Source organism: Streptomyces venezuelae (assembly GCF_008642355.1).
Classification (GTDB): domain Bacteria; phylum Actinomycetota; class Actinomycetes; order Streptomycetales; family Streptomycetaceae; genus Streptomyces; species Streptomyces venezuelae_B.
Genome location: NZ_CP029193.1, coordinates 5,054,177 through 5,072,862 on the forward strand (window position 1 = coordinate 5,054,177; position 18,686 = coordinate 5,072,862).

The following is an 18,686-nucleotide window of genomic DNA, read 5'->3' on the forward strand; positions in this document are numbered from 1 at the left end:
GTCAAGGGGTGACGGGGACTCCACAACGCGCCAGGTACGCGGTGAGGCCGTCCCGCGCGTCCGTGCCCGCCCAGCCGACGTATCCGTCCGGGCGGACGAGGAACAGCCCCTTGCCGTAGGGCTCGTACGCCGGGATCGCGTGGGAGCGCACCAACTCGCCGGGAAGTGGCGGACGTTCCGTGTCCGTGCCCACCGCCAGCAGTGTGAAGTGCGGGCCCCGGAACGCGTCGAAGAGGGTGCCCGTGCCGTACGGGCCGTCCGGCGCCCGGTCACCCGCCCGCAGCGCGCCCTCCGGGACGTTCTCGCGCGTCTCCGCCGCCAGTGAACTCTCGCGGTAGCCGATGCCGAGCTGGCGCGTGGCCGCGCCGCGGCGCGCCTCGCCGCGGTGGATGCGGGTGGACAGGCCCAGCATCTGCGCGGCGTTGGGCAGCCGCTCCTCCTCGTACGTGTCGAGAAGGGCGTCCGGCCCCCCGTGCCGCAGCACCGCACCCAGCTTCCAGCCCAGGTTGTACGCGTCCTGGACGCTCGTGTTGAGGCCCTGGCCGCCCGCCGGCGAGTGGACGTGCGCCGCGTCCCCGGCCAGGAAGACGCGCCCCTCGCGGAAGCGGGCCGCCAGCGCCGCGCGCGGCCGGAAGTCGGAGGACCAGCGGACTTCGGTCACGTCGTCCGCGGTCAGGTGCGTACGGGCGGCGACGAGGTCGCGTACGCCCTGGGGGGACAGGTCGGGCGTCGTCCCCGCGGGGAGCTGCGCGGTCAGCTGGAAGTCGTGCGTACCGGCGAGCGGGCAGAGCGCCGTTTGCGGGCCGCTGTCGTCGGCCGCCGGGAACATGTGCCAGTTGTCGCGGTCCAGCGCGGGGACGCGGATGTCCGCCACGAGGACGGGGTTCGGGTCCACGGTCTCGCCGGACATGGTGATGCCCAGCTCCCGGCGGAGGGAGGAACGGCCGCCGTCCGCCGCCACGGCGTACGCCGCGCGCACCGACGTCCCCGTCGAGAGCCGTGCGGTGACCCCGTCGGCGTCCTGGGCCAGGCCCGTCACCTCCGTGCCGAACGCGACGTCGCCGCCCAGCTCCCGCAGGCGGGCCAGGAGGATCTCCTGCGTGCGCCACTGGGGGAGCATCCACGGCGTGGTGTACGGCGCGGTTTCCGTCGGCTCGGGTTCGTCGAACATCCGGTGTTCGCCCTGCCGTTCCCCGTCCCGCCACACCATGCCGACGGGGATGCGGCCACCCGACGCGAGGACCGCGCCGACGACGCCCAGGTCGTCGAAGATCTCCATGGTGCGGGGTTGCAGCCCCTTGCCGCGCGAGCCGGGGAAGAGGCGGGGGGCGCGCTCGACGACGAGCGCGGGCACGTCGCGGCGCGCCAGGTCGCAGGCGAGGGCGAGGCCGGTGGGGCCCGCGCCCACGATGAGCACGCCGGTCGGCACGGCGGTGCCGACTGTTTCCTTAACGTCGTTAAGTTCCATGCGTCGAAGCCTGAGCTTAACGGTGTTAAATTGTCAAGGTGGCGACGACGAAACTGGACCGGACCCGAGTGGCGCGCACCGCGCTCGACCTGCTGAACGACACGGGCCTGGAAGGGCTGACGCTGCGCGCCATCGCCCAGCGCCTCGACGTCAAGGCTCCCGCGCTGTACTGGCACTTCAAGGACAAGCAGGCGCTGCTCGACGAGATGGCGACCGAGATGATGCGGCGGATGAGCGAGGACTTCCTGTCCACGCCGGACGCCGACTGGCGGGTCGCGCTCACCGCCGCGATGCGGGGCCTGCGCGCCCACCTGCTGCGCTACCGCGACGGCGCGAAGGTCTTCAGCGGTACGCATTACACGGACCTGTCGTACGCGGCCCCCATGGAGGCCCATCTGCGGGTCCTCGCCGGAGCGGGATTCGCGCCGGACGCGGCCGCGCGCGCCTGGGTCACCGCGTACAGCTACACGATCGGGTTCGTCGTCGAGGAGCAGGCGGCGGGCCCGGCGCCCGGCCGCGGCGAAGGCGGCTACGACCTCGCGGCGCGCGCCGAGCGCCTCGCCGCGTACCCGCTGGCCGCGGCGGCGGGCGAGGTGATGTTCCGCTCGCACGACCGCGGCTTCGAGGAAGGGCTCGCGGCGATCGTGACGGGGATCGGCGCGACGCTCGCTACTTCGACGGGCCCGGAGTGAGGCTCCGGTTGAGGCCGTTGCGGATCAGCGGGGTCAGCCGCTCCTCGACGTACCGGTTCAGGAGCCACGCGAGGGCCAGCATGGCGACGATCGTCAGGCCGAACGTCGCGTGGGACGGCAGGCCCACGTGCCGGTGCAGCGCCTCGACCGTCACCCAGCCCAGGTGCTCGTGCACCAGGTAGAAGGGGTACGTCAGCGCGCCGGCCACGGTCAGCCACCGCCAGTTCGCCCGGTCCAGGTGCCCGAGCGCGATGAGGAGCACCGCGAGGAAACCGGCCGTGACCACCGCCATGATCCCGACGGAGGAGCGGTAGGAGAAGAAGTCCGGGTTCGGCGCGTGCCAGAGCCGGTCGACGGCGTAGTGCTGGCCGATCAGCCAGCTCACCCCGGTGATGCCCCACGCCGTGAGGTCGCGTCGGTCGCGGTGGATCAGGTAGATGCCGATGCCGCCGACGAAGAAGGGCGCGTACTCGGGCATCAGGACCAGGTCGAGGAGCGGCTCGTTCGCGGCCTCCGACATGGCCGCGGCCAGCGTCCACACGGCGCAGAACAGCACCACGCGCGCGCGGGTCGCGCCCGGCATGACCACGCACAGGGCGAACAGCGCGTAGAAGCGGAGCTCGGCCCAGAGCGTCCAGCACACGCCGAGCACCCGGTCCGCGCCCAGCGGCTGCTGCAGCATGGTGAGGTTGACCAGCGCGTCGCTCGGCGAGACCGCCGCGTAGGTGACGGCGGGCAGCGCGAAGACCGCCGTCACCAGGACGATCGCCGCCCAGTACGACGGCAGGAGACGGGAGGCGCGGGACGCGAAGAACGAGCGCATGGGTCTGCCCCAGCCGCTCATGCAGATGACGAAGCCGCTGATCACGAAGAAGATCTGCACGCCGAGACAGCCGTACGCGAACCACTCGCTCGCCGTCGGGAACTGTGCCTTGGGGGAGCTGCCCCAGGCCTCGGCGATCTCGCCGTCACGGCCGCCGTAGTGGTACGCGGCGACCATGAGCGCCGCGACGAGGCGCAGCCCGTCGAGGGCGCGCAGCCGCGGCTTGCCGCGCTTGGGTACGGCGGCAGCGGCCGGAACCGTACGTCGGGCATGTTCCGCGCCCGGTATGAGCTTCGGGAGCGTGGGTCCGGGAGTGGTCATCCGAGCGCGGTCCGCTTGAGCGAGCGCTGCACGGAGCGCGCACGGCGCGCGACGCGCCGGACGGCCGCGTTGCGCGGGATGAACGCGAGCTGCGAGGGGACGGCGCCGGGCAGGGCGAGCGCGGTGAGCCGGCGCCGCTTGAAGTAGCGCCAGGTGTGGGCGTCCAGGTTCCGGGCGAGGTAGCGCTCGGCCTCGGGGCGCAGCCGCGGATAGATCTGCGGCTGCATCGCGAAACCGACGGCCTTGAGGAGGTTCGTCAGCTCGCCGGTGCCGAGACCGGCCTCCTGTGCGGCGACCGCCGTGCCGTCGGTGATCTCGGGCAGCAGCGCGTCGACGATCGTGACGGGGACGCGGTTGCTGTTCTGGTAGGGCGCGAGGCGCTCCAGGAGGAGGTCCGTGCCGGTGCGGGCGGCGGGCAGGCCGTACAGCGCGGACGCCGTGAGCAGCGCCGTGGAGAAGCAGCCGACGACGAGCGCGGGCCGCATCCGCTGGTAGAGCACCTCGGCGAGCACGGGCGAGTCGAGCACGGTCAGCTCGACACCGATCGTCCGTGCCTCCTTCTCCAGGGCGCGCGACCAACGGGCCGGCGCCGTGGGGTGAGGCTTGAACACGACGTGCCGGTGACCGAGCGAGGCGGCGCCGCGCACCATGCGGATGTGCAGCTCCTCCTCTTCCTCGGCGGTGAGGATGGAGAGCGCGGAGAGGTACTGGCCGAGGACGAGGACGGGTGCCTCGCCGTCGGGCAGCTCCGGCAACTCCACCGGCTCCTCCGTCAGTTCGGCGAGCACCTTCAGGAACGCGTCGGTCGGTACGACCTCGGGGGCGACGCCGAACTCGGTGAGCAGGAGCGGGGTGAGCCCCGGCACCAGGTCCAGGTGGAGCAGGCGCCGCACGCGCGTGCCGACCAGCGGGTCGATCTTGTTGCGGGTGGGGCCGTAGCTCATCAGGCCGTCGGCGTAGACGTCCACGGGGACGCCCGTGAAGATCTGCGCGAGCGCGAGCGCCGGGTTGACCTGGATGGACTCGACGGCCAGCTCGATCTCGTCGTCCCCGAGGTCCCAGAGCATCCGTACGTAGCGCTCCCAGAGCACGACGTCGTCGCCGCGCGGGGCCCAGCCGCCGGGGTGGAAGGGGGCGATGGCCTCGTTCCAGGAGCGCACCTCGTCGAACCGGCCGCGCAGCCGCTCGAAGCCCGGCATCTCGTCGAGGGGCGTCGTCGTCTCGGGCGTCGCCGCGTTGTTGCTGACCAGGAGGATCCGCCGGTCGGCGGGCCCGAACCGGTCGGCGTCCAGGGCAGCGGCGAGCGTGGCGACGCCGTACAGCGTGGACGCGAGGAAGATCTGCGTCCTGCCGGGGGAAGGGGACGCCATTACGCGGCCACCTCCGCCGAGACCGGGCGCCGCCGCAGCCTGCGCAGCCGCGTCGCACGCTGGAGGTCCATGGAGTCGAGCGCGTCGTCGAGAACGCCCTGCGGCATCCGCTTCAGGGCGGCCGCACTCATTGACTTCAATTTCCGCGCCACGGGTGGCTCGAACCTTTCGATGGATCCCAAATGGTGGGAGATGATCGCGCAATATGTTCGTACGGCCTTCGGCAGCAGTTCGTCCGCGTCCCGGTCCGCCGCTGTTTCCTGTACGACCTGGTCGAATGCCTTGATGAAATCGAGCTGGCGTACGTCACCGATCTGGGTCAGTGAAGAGGCGACGCCGCGCCGGTAGAACACGCCGAGCAGACCGACCGCGGCGAAGGATTCCGCCTCGCGGTGCAGCCGCCAGATCCACGGCCTGTCCTCGGCGGTGCGCAGCCCGTCGGTGAAGTGGAGCAGTCCCGCGTCCGCGAGACGGCGGTGGTAGATGCCGGCCCAGGCGTACGCGTAGTCGACGGAGGTCGAGCGGTCGGCGGGCAGTATCACGTCGCGCGGGTTCATGACGACACCGCGCCTGCCGTGCGGGACGCGGTGCACGGAACGGGCCCGCGCGGTGCACTGCACATGGTCGGTACGGACGAAGTCGCAGCCCAAGTCCTCGATGGCGGCGACGAGTCGGCTGAAATACCCGGGTGCGAGCCAGTCGTCGCCGTCCAGGAAGGTCAGGTACTCGCCGCGGGCCGCGTCGAGTCCCGTGTTGCGGGCGGTCGCGAGGCCCCCGTTCGTCTCATGGCGGAGGTGGACGGCGCCGGGAAGCTCCCGCGCCGCACGCTCCAGGATGTCCGGGGTCTCGTCGCGCGAGCAGTCGTCGACGAGAATGAATTCGAAGTCGTCACGTGCGTTCGCACGCAGACTCCTCAGAGTGTCGGGCGCGTATTGCTGCACGTTGTAGAACGGCACGATGACGGAGAGCTTAACCACGTGGGTGACGTTAGGTGTCGGCCCGTCATTCGTGTCGACCCGCAGCGGTATGCCAGGTGAACGACGTGTGGCGGAATGGTTAACCGGGCCGCCAGGGAGGCATTTCCCGGGCCGATTCGCCATTCGTCGGCATGCTGTTAACCGTTTGTTGCACCTGAGTTGGGCCGCGAATCGAAATGCCTTCCTAGCGTCTGGGACGTGCAAGGAAGTCATCGAAACCCGCTGCGGGTCGCCGTACTCGCCGACTCCGATACGCGATGGAAATGGGGCGCTCTCACCGCGAACCGCATCGTATCGGACAGTCGGCTCAGCGGCTTCCTGCTCCGCGGCCGGGCCACTCCCACCCCCCGGCAGCTCGACGAGGTGGGCGTGCGCGCCGATGCGCTGCGCGAGGTCACCGCCGTCGAGTTCCTGCGCGAGATGGAGCGGGACGCACCCGACGTGATCGTGCTCGCCCTGGTGGGCGGGGCGGTCCAGGCGGTGCTGCACGGACTCGCCCGCATCACGCAGGACGCCCGCCTCACGGGTGGCCCGGCGCGCCGCTCCGTCGTCGTCACCGGCTATGTCGGCGTCGTCTACGAGAAGCTCGCCGACGGCCTCCTCCTGCGGCACGGCGCCGACGTCGTCCTCGCCAACTCGCGGCAGGACGCGGAACGCTTCCGCGCGGTGTACGAAGGAGTGGGCGCCGACGCGTCCGCGGTGACCGAGGCGGCGCTGCCGTTCCTCGGCGGAGCCCCGTACGACGAGCGCGACCGGCGCGACGGAGACGACCCCTACACCGTCGTCTTCGCCGCCCAGCCCTCCGTCCCCGAGACCGCCGCGCACCGCACCTACCTCCTGCGCCGCCTCGCCGAGCACGCCCGCATGCACCCCGACCGCGAGGTCCTGCTCAAGCTGCGCAGCAAGCCCGGCGAGCACACCACGCACATCGAGGAACTGCCCTACCAGAAGCTGTCGCAGCGCCTCGACGGCGGCCTGCCGCCCAACTGCCGGCTCGTGTACGGGCACATGGGCGAGGTCCTCGACCGCACCGACCTCCTGGTCACCGTCAGCTCCACGGCCGCCCTCGAATCCCTGCACCGCCGCATCCCCACCGCCGTCCTCACCGACCTCGGGGTGCGCGAGGCGCTCGGCAACCACCACTTCACCGGCTCCGGCTGCCTCGCCTCCTGGGACCAGCTGGACGCGGGCCACCTGCCCGTGCCCGACGAAAGGTGGCTGGCACGGCAGGGCGTCGCCGCCGACGGAGCGTACGAGAACGCCTTCGACGCGGCACGGGAGCGGGTCGCCGACCTCCTCGACACCGCGGCCGCGGGCGGCCTCCCGCCCATCGCGCCGTACTACACGCCCGCCACGGCCGGCGGCTACCTGCCCGGCATCCTCGCCCGCCACCACCTCGGCCCGGACGGCGCCCCGCTGCCGGGCGCCCCCACGGGCGACAAGGACCCCGGCCCCGTACGGCAGATCGTGCGCCGCGCCGCCCGCGGCGCCTACCGCCACGGAGTGCAGCGCGTGGCCCCCGTCATCCGCCGGATGGGCGAGCTGTGAGCCCTCACCCCTTCCAAGGAGCCCCCATGTCCCACCCCGGCCCAGCAGGTACGCAGGCCCGCCGCGTGCTCGCCGTCATCCCCGCCCGCGGCGGCTCCAAGGGCGTACCGGCCAAGAACCTCGCCCCCGTCGGCGGCGTGCCGCTGGTGGCCCGCGCCATCCGCGCCTGCCTGGCCGCCCGGCTCGTCACCGACGTCGTCGTCTCCACCGACGACCACGTGATCGCCGAGGCCGCCCGGCACGCGGGTGCCGAAGTGGTGCTGCGCCCCGCCGCGATCGCCGGGGACACCGCGACCAGCGAGGCCGCCGTGCTGCACGCCATGGACGCCCACGAGGCGCTGCACGGCAGTGCCGTGGACGTCGTCCTGCTCGTGCAGTGCACCAGCCCCTTCCTCACCGCTGAGGACGTCGACGGGGTGGCCTCGGCGGTCACCGAGCACGGCGCCGACACCGCCGTCACGGTGGCGCCCTTCCACGGCTTCATCTGGCGCGACGCGGCGGACGACGCCACGGAGGACGGCACCGGTCTGCAGAAGGGACTCGGCGCGCACCACACGGACTCCGTGGGCGGCACCGCGACCCTCGCCAACTCCACCCGGACCCGCGGCGGCTACGGCGTCAACCACGACAAGTCGTTCCGTCCGCGCCGCCAGGACCGCCCCCAGGACCTCCTGGAGACCGGCGCCGCCTACGCCATGGACGCGGCGGGCTTCCGCACCGAGAAGCACCGCTTCTTCGGCCGCACCGAACCCGTCCGCACCGACCCGGCCCGCGTCCTGGAGGTCGACGACCCGCACGACCTCGCGCGGGCCCGCGCGCTCGCCCCGCTCTTCGACGCGGACCTCCCCGAAGGCGACGCCGCCCTCCCGACCGCCGCCGACATCGACGCGGTCGTCCTCGACTTCGACGGCACCCAGACCGACGACAGGGTGCTGATCGACTCCGAGGGACGGGAGTTCGTCTCCGTGCACCGCGGCGACGGACTCGGCATCGCGGCCCTCCGCAGGAGCGGCCTGAACATGCTGATCCTGTCCACGGAACAGAACCCGGTCGTCGCCGCACGCGCCAGGAAGCTGAAGCTCCCCGTGCTGCACGGCATCGACCGGAAAGACCTCGCACTGAAGCAGTGGTGCGAGGAGCAGGGCATCGCTCCCGAGCGCGTGCTCTACGTCGGCAACGACGTCAACGACCTCCCGTGCTTCGCCCTCGTGGGCTGGCCCGTGGCGGTCGCGAGCGCCCACGACGTCGTACGCGGCGCCGCACGCGCGGTCACCACCGTCCCCGGTGGTGAGGGCGCGATCCGAGAGATCGCCACCTGGATCCTCGGCCCCTCTCTCGACTCCCTCCACAGTTAAGGAATTTCCTGCCATGAGCAACATCACCTCCATCGGCGCCAACTCCCGCCTCCGCCGCTTCGGTTCGAAGACGGCCGGTCCCGGTCAGCCCGTCTACATCACCGGCGAGATCGGCATCAACCACAACGGCGACCTGGAGAACGCGTTCGCGCTCATCGACGTGGCCGCCGACGCGGGCTGCGACGCGGTGAAGTTCCAGAAGCGCACCCCGGAGATCTGCACGCCGCGCGACCAGTGGGACATCGAGCGCGACACCCCCTGGGGCCGCATGACGTACATCGACTACCGCCACCGCGTGGAGTTCGGCGAGTCCGAGTACCAGGCCATCAGCGAGCACTGCGCCAAGCGCGGCATCGACTGGTTCGCCTCCCCGTGGGACACCGAGGCCGTCGCCTTCCTGGAGAAGTTCGACCTGCCCGCCCACAAGGTCGCCTCCGCCTCGCTCACCGACGACGAGCTGCTCCGCGCCCTGCGCGCCACGGGCCGCACGATCATCCTCTCCACCGGCATGTCGACCCCGAAGCAGATCCGCCACGCGGTCGAGGTCCTGGGCAGCGACAACATCCTGATGTGCCACGCCACGTCGACGTACCCGGCGCAGGCGGAGGAGCTCAACCTCCGCGTCATCAACACCCTCCAGGCCGAGTACCCGAACGTGCCGATCGGCTACTCCGGCCACGAGACGGGCCTGCAGACGACGCTCGCCGCCGTCGCCCTCGGCGCCACCTTCGTCGAGCGCCACATCACCCTCGACCGCGCGATGTGGGGCTCCGACCAGGCCGCCTCCGTCGAGCCGCAGGGCCTGACCCGCCTCGTCCGCGACATCCGCACCATCGAGGCGTCCCTCGGTGACGGCGTCAAGAAGGTCTACGAGTCCGAGCTCGGCCCGATGAAGAAGCTGCGCCGCGTCGCGGGCGTCGTGGCCGAGGCCGAGACCGCCGCGGACACCGAGCCGGTCGCGGTCTGAGCACGCGGCCCGCATCAACGGGAGACGGACACACGACGATGAGCCCCCGAGCCGGCCGAGCCGCCGACACCACATCCGCCCCCGAGGGTGCGGACTCCACGCTCGCCTTCGTGGAGAGCCCGGTGCAGCTCCTGAACGTCCTGGAGTGGGCGCACGCGGCGCATGCGACCGGTCCGGCCGGGGGACTCACCGTCGTCGTCCTCTCCCCGAACGACCCCATGACGCGAGGCCAGCTGCGCCGCATGGCGCAGCTCGCCCGCGACGAGGGCGTCGAAGTCCGCTGGGAGGAGGCGCGCGGCGGCGCGTCGGCGCCCTTCCACACGGTGGGCGGCCTCGCGGGCGCCCTGCGGCGGGCCGACCGGGTCGTCATCGGCGACCCGTTCTCCCGCTACGTACAACTCATGCTGACGATCACCCGGGCCCGCTCCCTGGTCGTCGTCGACGACGGCACGGCCACGATGGAGTTCATCGCCCAGCTGGCCCGCGGCGAGCGCCTCCAGCGCTGGCACCGCAAGGGCGGCCGTCCCGGCCCCCGCGACCTGCTCTTCGCCCCGGTCTCGGCGTCGGCGCGCCGCCGACTCACGCCGGGCGGTACGCGCACGGTGGAGGTCTTCTCCTCCATGCCGATCGACAGCGCACCGGACGGCGTGACGGTCACCGCCAACGCCTTCGCCTGGACCCGGGAGCGCTTCGGCCCTCCCCTCCTCACCCGCGGCTCCGACCTGGTCGGCACGTCCTTGGTGGAGACGGGCGTGGTCGACCCCGACCGCTACGTCGAAGCGGTCATCGCCCTCTCCCGCGCCCACGGCGCGACCCGCTACTTCGCGCACCGCCGCGAGAGCGCGGAGAAACTCCACCGGCTCGCGGTCGAGACGGGCCTCCAGGTGGTCCGCCCCGACCTCCCCCTGGAACTCATCGCCCGCCGCGGCCCCATCGGCCGTACGATCCTCAGCTTCCCCTCGACCGTCGTCCACACCCTGCCCCTGGCCCTCGCGGGCACGGAGGTCAAGGTGGCGGTCTGCGACATCGACCCGGCGTGGCTCACGGAGACGGCGTCCCCGCGCGCCCAGGGCTTCCTGTCGGGCGTGACGGGCACGGCTCGCGACGTCCACCGCCTGACATCCGTACGCCACACGGCACCGGCGTGACGCCTAGGGGGTGAACCTCTGGACGTACCGCCGCTGCCAGGGCGTCTCCACCGCGTGCCGGTCGTAGTGCTCCCGCACGTACGACACGGCCTCGGCCGCCGGCACCCCGTCGAGCACGGCGACGCAGGCGAGGGCCGTCCCGGTCCGCCCGCGCCCACCCCCGCAGGCGACCTCGACCCGCTCCCCGGCGGCCCGGTCCCACACCTCGCGCAGCACCTTCCGCGCGAGCTCCCGGTCGCTCGGCAACCGGAAGTCCGGCCACGGCAGCCACCGGGTCTCCCAGGCCACTTCGGGCGGCTGCTTTCCCAGCAGATACACCCCGAAGTCGGGCACGTCCCCGTCGGGCAACGGATGCCGGAGCCCCCGCCCCCGGACGAGTCGCCCGGAGGGCAGCCGCAGGACTCCTGCGGCTGCGCTCTCCCATGTACGTGTCTCACCGCTCGTGGTCATGCCTGGAGGCTAGGCGACCGCCGCGACCGGCACGTTCCCTTTCGTCGTGCGGAGCCCGAAGGCGCTGATCAGCGCGGCGAGCAGGACGGCGGCCACCGGTACCCAGAGCGCGGCCCGGTAGCCGTCCAGGAGGTCCGGGGGCGAACCCGACGCGGTCGCCGCGACGTTGACCGCCGTGACCGTCGAAAGACCCAGCGCGGCGCCGAACTGGAACGACGTGTAGAGCAGCGCACCCGCGACGCCCTGCTCGTCCTCGGCCACGCCTTCCGTGGCCACGATGGTCAGCGGGCCGTACGCGAGGGAGAAGGCGACGCCGACGGCGATCAGGCTCGGCAGCATCATCGCGTACGTCCAGTCGGCGCCGAGCGGCAGGAACAGCGCGTACGCCGACGCGGCGAGCAGCAGCCCGCCGAAGATCACCCGCTGGTTGCCGAAGCGACCGACCAGCCGGGGGGTCAGGACGGGGGAGAGGACGGCGTCGACGCCGAGGACGAGCATCGCGAAACTGGTCTGCAGCGTCGACCAGTCCCGCAGTTCCCGCAGATACAGCACCACCAGGAACTGGAAGCCGAAGAAGCCCGCGGCGAAGAGCAGCCCCGAGAGGTTGGCGCGGACCAGCGGACCGCACCGCAGAAGGCCGAGCCGTATCAGCGGGGCCGCCGCGCGGCGCTCGACCGCGACGAACACGGCCAGTAGGACGAGTCCCGCTCCGACGGTGAGCGCGGTCCACGCGAACCCGGCGTGCGTGGCGCGCTCCACGCCGAGGACGAGCAGCACGATGGCGGTGGTGATCGCGACCCCGCCCGCCACGTCGACACGCCGCTCCGGCCTCTCCGGGCGCGGCGACTCCGGCACGACGGCGAGGGCGGCGAGCAGGATCACGGCGGAGAGCACGACGGGCGCGAAGAACACCCAGCGCCAGCCCACCGAGGTGAGCAGACCGCCGACGACCAGGCCGACCGAGAAACCGCCGGCCGCGGTGCCGGAGTAGAAGAGCAGCGCCTTGTTGCGCCGCGGACCTTCCGCGAACCCGGTGGTGATGACGGAGAGCCCGGCCGGGGTCATGAACGCCGCGGCGACGCCCGTGACGAAGCGGGCGGCGATCAGCATCCACCCCTCCGTCGCCAGGCCGCCGAGCCCGGAGAAGAGCAGGAAGACGGAGAGCCAGAGGACGAACATCTGACGGCGCCCGAACAGGTCGGCCGCCCGCCCGCCGAGCAGCATGAAACCGCCGTACCCGAGGACGTAGGCGCTCATGACCCACTGCAGCGAGCCGGTGGACAGCCCGAGGTCGGCCCGGATGGAGGGGAGGGCGATGTTGAGCATCGCGACGTCGATGCCCTCCAGGAAGATCGCGCCGCAGAGGACGAGGAGGGTGCCCCACTCGCGGCCGGTGAAGGAGGTGCCGGGGGATTCGGGAGGGCGGGACGCAAGGTTCTGACTCATGCGGCCACCCTCGGCGGGAGCGGGCGGACGGAACAACGGCGAACATCGCAACGTTCGTTCAGCCAGGCTGACCGATCCGCAACGACCTGGGGGTACGTCGATGGAGCGTGACGAACTGGAGTGCTTTCTCCTGCTCGCGGAGGAACTGCACTTCGGCCGCACGGCGGAGCGCATGCGGCTGTCCAGGGCCAGGGTGAGCCAGCTCGTACAACGCCTCGAACGCCGCGTAGGAGCACCGCTCTTCGTCCGCAGCAGCCGCGTGGTCGCCCTCACCGCGCTGGGCCGTCGGCTCCGCGCCGACCTCGAACCGCACCACCGTGCCATCGAGGCCGCCCTGGAGCGTGCCGTGGCCGCGGCACGCGGCATCGACTCGGTGCTGCACGTGGGCTTCGCCAACCCCCTCACCGGTGAGATCGTGATGAAGACGACGGAGGCCCTGCGCGTCAGCCATCCCGGGATCTCCGTGGAGGTCTGCGAGGTGCCGCTGGGTGATCCGTACGGGCCGCTGCGCAAGGGCGAGTTCGACGTGCAGCTCACCGAGTTCCCGGTACGGGAGGACGACCTGGGCGGCGGCGCGGTGCTGCTCTCGGAGGACCGCGTGCTCGCCCTCCCGGCGACGCACCCCCTGGCGGCCAGGACCTCGGTGACCCTGGAGGACCTGGCGGAGGTCCCCCTCCTCACCATCGAGGGCCCGGTCCCCACGTACTGGCTGGACCACCACGCCCCCTCCCGCACCCCGAGCGGTCGCCCTGTCGCCCACGGCCCCGCCGTGACGAACCTGCAGGAGGCGCTCACGCTGGTGGCGGCGGGGCGGGGCGCGTTCCCGGCACCGGCCCACACGGCGACGTACTTCGCCCGCCCCGGCATCACCTACGTCCCCTTCGCCGACGCGGAGCCGACGGGCTACGGCCTGGTGTGGCGGCTCGGCCACGAGACGGGGGCCGTGGCGGCGTTCGCGCGGACGGCATGGGACGTCACGGCGCGGGGAGTGCCCGCGTGACCACTGGACATCGACGGAAGGAAGACACCATGGCGAAGACCGCGCTCCTGGTGATGGACGTCCAACGCGACGTCGTGGAGCTGGCGGACGACGGCTCGGGCTACCTGCCGCGACTGCGCACGGCGATCGACGCGGCACGGTCGGCGGGCATCCCGGTGATCTACGTGGTGATGGGCCTGCGCCCGGACGTGCCGGACGCGGCCCGCTCCACGCGCATCATCCGCACCGTCGAGGAGGCGGGGCTGTTCACAGAGGGCGCCCGAGGCAGCGAGATCCACCCCGACGTCGCACCGCTGCCCGGCGAGACCGTGGTGACCAAGCGGCGGGCCGGCGCGTTCTCGGGCAACGACATGGACCTGGTCCTGCGCACCCACGACGTCGACCACCTGATCCTCACGGGCATCGCCACCAGCGGCGTAGTCCTGCACACAGCGTGCCGCGCGAACGACACGGACCTCCCCTTCACCGTCCTGTCGGACGCGTGCCTGGACCTGGACCCGGAGGTCCACCGCACCCTCACCGAAAAACTGTTCCCGCAGTGGGCGGAAGTCACGACGGCCGCGTCCTGGGCGGAGTCGATCGCCCGATGATCACGTACGAATGGCGGGGCGCCTTCGAGGACCCCGAGGTCAACGCCCTGCACGCCGAGGGCTTCGGGCACCCGGTGCTGGACATCGGGTGGCACGAGCAACTGCACGGGCACAGCCTCGGGTGGGTCTGCGCGCGGGACGAGGACGGGGCACTCGTCGGGTTCGTCAACGTCGCCTGGGACGGCGGCGTACACGCGTTCGTCCTCGACACGGTCGTGGCGGGGCGGTGCCGGAGACAGGGGGTCGGCGCCGGACTCGTCGCCCGCGCGGCACAGGGCGCCCGGGACGCCCACTGCGAGTGGCTGCACGTCGACTTCGACGACGAACACCGAGACTTCTACCTGGAGGCGTGCGGGTTCCGGGAGACGGGGGCGGGGCTCATCGCGCTGTGAGCCCGCTGGACGAGGCCCGCGTGCTCTTGACGGCACGTACGGGGAGCGAAACGGGTGTGACGGGCGGAACAGCGCAAACCACCCCACTCGTGTTCTGCTGTATACCGCTGATCGCGTGGCCGCCCTCGCTGACAGCGGTCGCCCTCGCCTATTACAGGCGCCGGACGACGTACGCATCCTCCGAGGCGGCCCAAGAATCTACCCATCCCGATCGGCGGCCATGCGCCACGAGGCCAGTAATTCTTCCCCTATCGGGCTGAACTTTTGTTGATCGTGGGTTAGTTGGCCGTTGCATCGCCTTACCCTTCAGAGGGTGAACCAACTGATGTCCAGTGTGTCCGAAGAGGTGTCCGACGGCGTGCCCGGAGCGGAGTCCGCACTCGCGGCACCGCTCCCCGGCACGCTGCCCGAAGCGCTCCGTGCCGAACTGGTCGCCTTCCGTCGCGACCTGCACATGCACCCAGAGCTCGGCCACCAGGAGTTCCGTACGACCGCGGCCCTCAAGGCCCGCCTGGAGGAGGCGGGCCTCGAGCCCCGTGTCCTCGCCACCGGCACGGGGCTCATCTGTGACATCGGCCGGCCGTCCACCCGCCCCATGCTCGCCCTGCGCGCCGACATCGACGCGCTGCCCATCCCGGACACCAAGCTCGGCGTCCCGTACCGCTCGACCGTCCCCGACCGCGCCCACGCCTGCGGCCACGACGTGCACACCACCGTCGTCCTCGGCGCCGGGCTCGTCCTCGCCGACCTCGCGGAGAAGGGGCAGCTGCCCTTTCCGGTGCGGTTGATCTTCCAGCCCGCCGAGGAGGTCCTGCCCGGCGGCGCCACCGACGCCATCGAGTCCGGCGCCCTCGAAGGCGTCGGCAGGATCATCGCCGTGCACTGCGACCCCCGGGTCGACGCGGGCCGCGTCGGCCTGCGGCACGGCCCCATCACCTCCGCCTGCGACCGCCTCGAGGTCTCGCTCGACGGACCCGGCGGGCACACCGCGCGCCCCCACCTCACCACGGACCTCGTCACCGCCGCCGCCAAGGTCGCCACCGACGTCCCCGCCCTGGTCTCCCGCAGGGCCGACGCCCGCTCCGGGCTCGTCGTGACCTGGGGCCGCATCGAGACGGGCCACGCCCCGAACGTCATCCCGCAGCACGCCGAGCTCTCGGGCACCGTGCGCTGCCTCGACCTGCGGGCCTGGCGGGACGCGCCCGACCTCGTGCACGGCGCCGTCCAGGAGGTCGCCGACCTCTACCGCGCGAAGTCCGAGATCAACTACATCCGCGGCGTGCCGCCCGTCGTCAACGACGCCACCGTCAGCGACCTGCTGCGCGACGCGATGGTCGAGCGGCGCGGCCTGCACTCCGTCGAGGACACCGAGCAGAGCCTCGGCGGCGAGGACTTCTCCTGGTACCTGGAGCGCGTGCCCGGCGCCATGGCCCGCCTCGGCGTGCGCCACCCGGGAGAGCGCACCGTCCGCGACCTCCACCAGGGCGACTTCGACGTCGACGAGACGGCGATCACCGCGGGCGTCGAACTCTTCACCGCCGCCGCGCTGTTGGACGCGATGCAGTAGAGGCACGACGTGGGCGACGTACGGGCCAAAAGCACGAAGAGGTAACGGCACCGCGGAAAACCGTTCCCTCGCCTTTCTACGCGCGTTAATGTGCGCCGAAATCAGCGCCGTGCGCGGCGCGTTGGCGATCAAGGGGTGCTTCCTGTGCGTCGTCTCTCTTCGACATCCCGCAATTCCCGTACGTCCCGTACATCTCGCGCCACCACTCACCTCACCGCCGCCGTCGCCGTCCTCGCCCTCGCGGCGGCCGGCTGCGGCAAGACGAGCAACGAGGCCTCGCAGGAAGACGGAGGCAAGGAGAACGGCCCCGCGGGCTCCTCGTACAAAGGCAAGGGCATCGGTCTCGCGTACGACATCGGGGGCCAGGGCGACCAGTCCTTCAACGACGCCGCATACGCGGGGTACAAAAAGGCCCGCGACGAGTTCAAGATCGGCGGCGTGGACATGGAGCCGGGCGACGGCGAGTCCAGCGCCGACAAGATCCAGCGCCTCGAACAGCTCGCCCGGCAGGGGTACGACCCGGTCATCGGCGTCGGCTTCGTCTACGCGCCCGCCGTCGAGGCCGCCGCCAAGAAGTTCCCCAAGACCACCTTCGGGATCATCGACGACAACACCGTGAAGGCCGACAACGTCGCCGACCTCGTCTTCCACGAGGAACAGGGCTCCTATCTGGCGGGCGTCGCCGCCGCCAAGGCGAGCAAGGCCGAACACGTCGGATTCGTCGGAGGCGTGGACATTCCGCTCATCCACAAATTCGAGGCCGGATTCGTGCAGGGCGTGAAATCCGTCGACCCCAAGATCAAGATCGAGAAGCGGTATCTGACCGAGAAACCCGAGGAGGGTGGATTCTCCAGCCCCGACAAGGGACAGAACGCGGCGAGCGGACAGATCGAGTCCGGCGCCGACGTGATCTACCACGCGGCGGGGCTGTCCGGGCAGGGAGTCATTCAGGAGGCCGGCTCGCAGAAGAAGTGGGCCATCGGCGTCGACTCGGACCAGTACAAGCAGAAGGCCCTCGCCAAGTACAAGGACTACATCCTCGGCTCGGCGTTCAAGGACGTCGGCGGCGCCGTGTACGACCTCACGAAGTCCGTCGTCGAGGGCAGGCCGATGACGGGCGAGCAGCGGTACGACCTGAAGTCGGGCCGCGTCGGGTTCTCCGACTCGAACCCGAAGTACACGGCGATGAAGGATGTCGTCGCCGCCGTGGAGAAGGCCGAGAAGGACATCGTCAGCGGCAAGGTGAAAGTCAAGATCGTTCCGTAGCGCGCCGGTAGCGCACGGTCCGGGACGTTTTACGTAGTACTGCGTGTGGCGACTGGGCGCTCCCCATCTGGGGGGCGCCCACCCGTCGTTCGGCCCCCCGACACCCGGTGGCCACAGCTCGATAACGGACCGGACAGAAGGGTTCTTATGTCAGGTCTACGCGCGTTACGCTGCGGCGAAATCAGCGCCGGGTGAGGCGCTCGAACGTGCTTGTGCTTGCTTGTACTAAGGAGTTCGTCTCTATGCGCCGGGTGTCTCGAATAGCTGTCGCGGGCGCCGCGACCGCCGCTCTTGCCGTAACCGTCTCCGCCTGTGGTGGCACGTCCAGCGACGCCGCCGCGAGCAAGGACGACAAGAACAAGGGCGTCGCCATCGCCTACGACGTCGGCGGCGCCGGCGACCAGTCCTTCAACGACGCCGCGACCGTCGGCATGAAGAAGGCCGCCAAGGAGTTCAAGACCGGCGAGAAGGCCGTCGAGCCCGTCGACGGCGAGTCGGACGCCGACAAGACGCAGCGCCTGACCCAGCTGGCCAAGCAGGGCTACAACCCGGTGATCGGCGTCGGCTACGCGTACGCGCCCGCCATCAAGGAGGTCTCGGAGAAGTTCCCGAAGACCACCTTCGGCATCGTCGACGACGAGACGGTCAAGGCCGACAACGTCTCCGACCTGGTCTTCAGCGAGCAGGAGGCGTCCTACCTCGCGGGCGTCGTCGCCGCCAAGGCCACCAAGTCCAAGACCGTCGGCTTCGTCGGCGGCGTGGACGTCCCGCTGATCCACAAGTTCGAGGCGGGCTTCGCGCAGGGCGTCAAGGACACCAACCCCAAGGTCAAGGTCGTCAAGCAGTACCTGACCGAGAAGGCCGAGGACGGCGGCTTCTCCAGCCCCGACAAGGGCAAGACCGCCGCGCAGGGCCAGATCGAGAAGGGCGCCGACGTGGTCTACCACGCCGCGGGCCTCTCCGGTCAGGGCGTCATCGAGGCCGCCGCCGCCAAGAAGGTCTGGGCGATCGGTGTCGACTCCGACCAGTACAAGCAGGACGCCCTCGCCAAGTACAAGAAGTACATCCTGACCTCGGCGACCAAGGACGTCGCGGGCTCGGTGTACAACCTCGCGAAGGCCGTCGAGGACGGCACCGCAAAGGGCGGCGTCGTCCGCGCCGACCTCAAGTCCGGCGGCGTCGCGCTCGCCGACTCGAACCCCGAGTTCATGAAGATGAAGGATGTCCAGGAGGCCCTGAAGAAGGCCGAAGAGGGCATCAAGGGCGGCAAGATCAAGGTCAAGACCGCTCCGTAAGGCGCAACCGC

17 protein-coding genes are annotated in these 18,686 nt (G+C 71.3%); 11 read left to right on the forward strand and 6 right to left on the reverse strand.

Annotated elements, in window-relative coordinates; genetic code table 11:
- Position 1: 1 nt before the first annotated feature.
- On the reverse strand, positions 2-1,468 hold the full coding sequence (locus DEJ47_RS23540; protein ID WP_190415522.1) for an FAD-dependent monooxygenase: 1,467 nt from the start codon (positions 1,466-1,468) through the stop codon (positions 2-4).
- Between the two features lie 29 nt (positions 1,469-1,497).
- Between DEJ47_RS23540 and DEJ47_RS23545 the strand changes: the two genes are divergently transcribed.
- On the forward strand, positions 1,498-2,160 hold the full coding sequence (locus DEJ47_RS23545) for a TetR/AcrR family transcriptional regulator C-terminal domain-containing protein (RefSeq protein ID WP_150171355.1): 663 nt from the start codon (positions 1,498-1,500) through the stop codon (positions 2,158-2,160).
- Here DEJ47_RS23545 and DEJ47_RS23550 read toward each other — a convergent pair.
- The 3 genes from DEJ47_RS23550 to DEJ47_RS23560 are packed head-to-tail and all read right to left on the reverse strand — an operon-like array spanning position 2,138 to position 5,651.
- Positions 2,138-3,304: an acyltransferase family protein gene (locus DEJ47_RS23550; RefSeq protein WP_150171357.1), complete on the reverse strand. Its 1,167-nt coding sequence runs from the start codon at positions 3,302-3,304 to the stop codon at positions 2,138-2,140. The two genes, DEJ47_RS23545 and DEJ47_RS23550, sit on opposite strands and share 23 nt — an antisense overlap.
- Complete coding sequence (locus DEJ47_RS23555) at positions 3,301-4,674, reverse strand: polysialyltransferase family glycosyltransferase (protein WP_150171359.1); 1,374 nt, start codon at positions 4,672-4,674, stop codon at positions 3,301-3,303. Before DEJ47_RS23555 ends, DEJ47_RS23550 begins: the two co-directional genes overlap by 4 nt.
- A complete protein-coding gene (locus DEJ47_RS23560) occupies positions 4,674-5,651 on the reverse strand; it encodes a glycosyltransferase family 2 protein (protein WP_150171360.1) in 978 nt (325 codons plus the stop codon). The genes DEJ47_RS23555 and DEJ47_RS23560 overlap by 1 nt, the downstream gene beginning before the upstream one ends.
- A gap of 198 nt (positions 5,652-5,849) precedes the next feature.
- Between DEJ47_RS23560 and DEJ47_RS23565 the strand changes: the two genes are divergently transcribed.
- Genes DEJ47_RS23565 through DEJ47_RS23580 form a run of 4 tightly spaced genes read left to right on the forward strand, consistent with a single transcriptional unit; the run spans position 5,850 to position 10,669 of the window.
- The gene (locus DEJ47_RS23565; RefSeq protein ID WP_150171362.1) at positions 5,850-7,199 is read left to right on the forward strand and encodes a DUF6716 putative glycosyltransferase; all 1,350 of its coding nucleotides are present in this window, start codon (positions 5,850-5,852) and stop codon (positions 7,197-7,199) included.
- Between the two features lie 26 nt (positions 7,200-7,225).
- The gene (locus DEJ47_RS23570; protein WP_150171364.1) at positions 7,226-8,554 is read left to right on the forward strand and encodes an N-acylneuraminate cytidylyltransferase; all 1,329 of its coding nucleotides are present in this window, start codon (positions 7,226-7,228) and stop codon (positions 8,552-8,554) included.
- 13 nt (positions 8,555-8,567) lie between these two features.
- Complete coding sequence (locus tag DEJ47_RS23575) at positions 8,568-9,521, forward strand: N-acetylneuraminate synthase family protein (RefSeq protein WP_190329415.1); 954 nt, start codon at positions 8,568-8,570, stop codon at positions 9,519-9,521.
- Positions 9,522-9,559: 38 nt separating this feature from the next.
- Complete coding sequence (locus DEJ47_RS23580) at positions 9,560-10,669, forward strand: hypothetical protein (protein ID WP_150171366.1); 1,110 nt, start codon at positions 9,560-9,562, stop codon at positions 10,667-10,669.
- A gap of 3 nt (positions 10,670-10,672) precedes the next feature.
- Here DEJ47_RS23580 and DEJ47_RS23585 read toward each other — a convergent pair whose 3' ends face one another.
- Entirely contained in the window at positions 10,673-11,119 is a 447-nt protein-coding gene (locus tag DEJ47_RS23585) for a protein-tyrosine phosphatase family protein (RefSeq protein WP_150171367.1), read from the reverse strand.
- Positions 11,120-11,128: 9 nt separating this feature from the next.
- Positions 11,129-12,565, reverse strand: coding sequence for an MFS transporter (locus tag DEJ47_RS23590; RefSeq protein WP_150171369.1), 1,437 nt, complete (start codon positions 12,563-12,565; stop codon positions 11,129-11,131).
- 100 nt (positions 12,566-12,665) lie between these two features.
- Between DEJ47_RS23590 and DEJ47_RS23595 the strand changes: the two genes are divergently transcribed.
- The 6 genes from DEJ47_RS23595 (at position 12,666) to DEJ47_RS23620 (ending at position 18,675) form a co-directional block, all read left to right on the forward strand.
- The gene (locus DEJ47_RS23595; RefSeq protein WP_150171371.1) at positions 12,666-13,565 is read left to right on the forward strand and encodes a LysR family transcriptional regulator; all 900 of its coding nucleotides are present in this window, start codon (positions 12,666-12,668) and stop codon (positions 13,563-13,565) included.
- A 29-nt stretch (positions 13,566-13,594) separates the two neighbouring features.
- Positions 13,595-14,155 (forward strand): cysteine hydrolase, encoded by a 561-nt coding sequence (locus DEJ47_RS23600; RefSeq protein WP_150171373.1) that lies wholly within the window; start codon positions 13,595-13,597, stop codon positions 14,153-14,155.
- Positions 14,152-14,547, forward strand: coding sequence for a GNAT family N-acetyltransferase (locus DEJ47_RS23605; RefSeq protein WP_150171375.1), 396 nt, complete (start codon positions 14,152-14,154; stop codon positions 14,545-14,547). Before DEJ47_RS23600 ends, DEJ47_RS23605 begins: the two co-directional genes overlap by 4 nt.
- A gap of 325 nt (positions 14,548-14,872) precedes the next feature.
- On the forward strand, positions 14,873-16,114 hold the full coding sequence (locus DEJ47_RS23610) for a M20 family metallopeptidase (protein ID WP_150171377.1): 1,242 nt from the start codon (positions 14,873-14,875) through the stop codon (positions 16,112-16,114).
- Positions 16,115-16,258: 144 nt separating this feature from the next.
- Entirely contained in the window at positions 16,259-17,380 is a 1,122-nt protein-coding gene (locus tag DEJ47_RS23615; RefSeq protein ID WP_150171378.1) for a BMP family protein, read from the forward strand.
- 242 nt (positions 17,381-17,622) lie between these two features.
- On the forward strand, positions 17,623-18,675 hold the full coding sequence (locus tag DEJ47_RS23620; RefSeq protein ID WP_150171380.1) for a BMP family protein: 1,053 nt from the start codon (positions 17,623-17,625) through the stop codon (positions 18,673-18,675).
- Positions 18,676-18,686 lie beyond the last annotated feature (11 nt).

Bases quoted from the DNA above. Each gene is read 5' to 3' on its own strand.
- DEJ47_RS23540 (WP_190415522.1), bottom strand. From the start codon at position 1,468: ATGGAACTTAACGACGTTAAGGAAACAGTCGGCACCGCCGTGCCGACC.
- DEJ47_RS23550 (WP_150171357.1), bottom strand. From the start codon at position 3,304: ATGACCACTCCCGGACCCACGCTCCCGAAGCTCATACCGGGCGCGGAA.
- DEJ47_RS23555 (WP_150171359.1), bottom strand. From the start codon at position 4,674: ATGGCGTCCCCTTCCCCCGGCAGGACGCAGATCTTCCTCGCGTCCACG.
- DEJ47_RS23570 (WP_150171364.1), top strand. From the start codon at position 7,226: ATGTCCCACCCCGGCCCAGCAGGTACGCAGGCCCGCCGCGTGCTCGCC.
- DEJ47_RS23575 (WP_190329415.1), top strand. From the start codon at position 8,568: ATGAGCAACATCACCTCCATCGGCGCCAACTCCCGCCTCCGCCGCTTC.
- DEJ47_RS23580 (WP_150171366.1), top strand. From the start codon at position 9,560: ATGAGCCCCCGAGCCGGCCGAGCCGCCGACACCACATCCGCCCCCGAG.
- DEJ47_RS23585 (WP_150171367.1), bottom strand. From the start codon at position 11,119: ATGACCACGAGCGGTGAGACACGTACATGGGAGAGCGCAGCCGCAGGA.
- DEJ47_RS23590 (WP_150171369.1), bottom strand. From the start codon at position 12,565: ATGAGTCAGAACCTTGCGTCCCGCCCTCCCGAATCCCCCGGCACCTCC.
- DEJ47_RS23595 (WP_150171371.1), top strand. From the start codon at position 12,666: ATGGAGCGTGACGAACTGGAGTGCTTTCTCCTGCTCGCGGAGGAACTG.
- DEJ47_RS23600 (WP_150171373.1), top strand. From the start codon at position 13,595: ATGGCGAAGACCGCGCTCCTGGTGATGGACGTCCAACGCGACGTCGTG.
- DEJ47_RS23605 (WP_150171375.1), top strand. From the start codon at position 14,152: ATGATCACGTACGAATGGCGGGGCGCCTTCGAGGACCCCGAGGTCAAC.
- DEJ47_RS23610 (WP_150171377.1), top strand. From the start codon at position 14,873: ATGTCCAGTGTGTCCGAAGAGGTGTCCGACGGCGTGCCCGGAGCGGAG.
- DEJ47_RS23620 (WP_150171380.1), top strand. From the start codon at position 17,623: ATGCGCCGGGTGTCTCGAATAGCTGTCGCGGGCGCCGCGACCGCCGCT.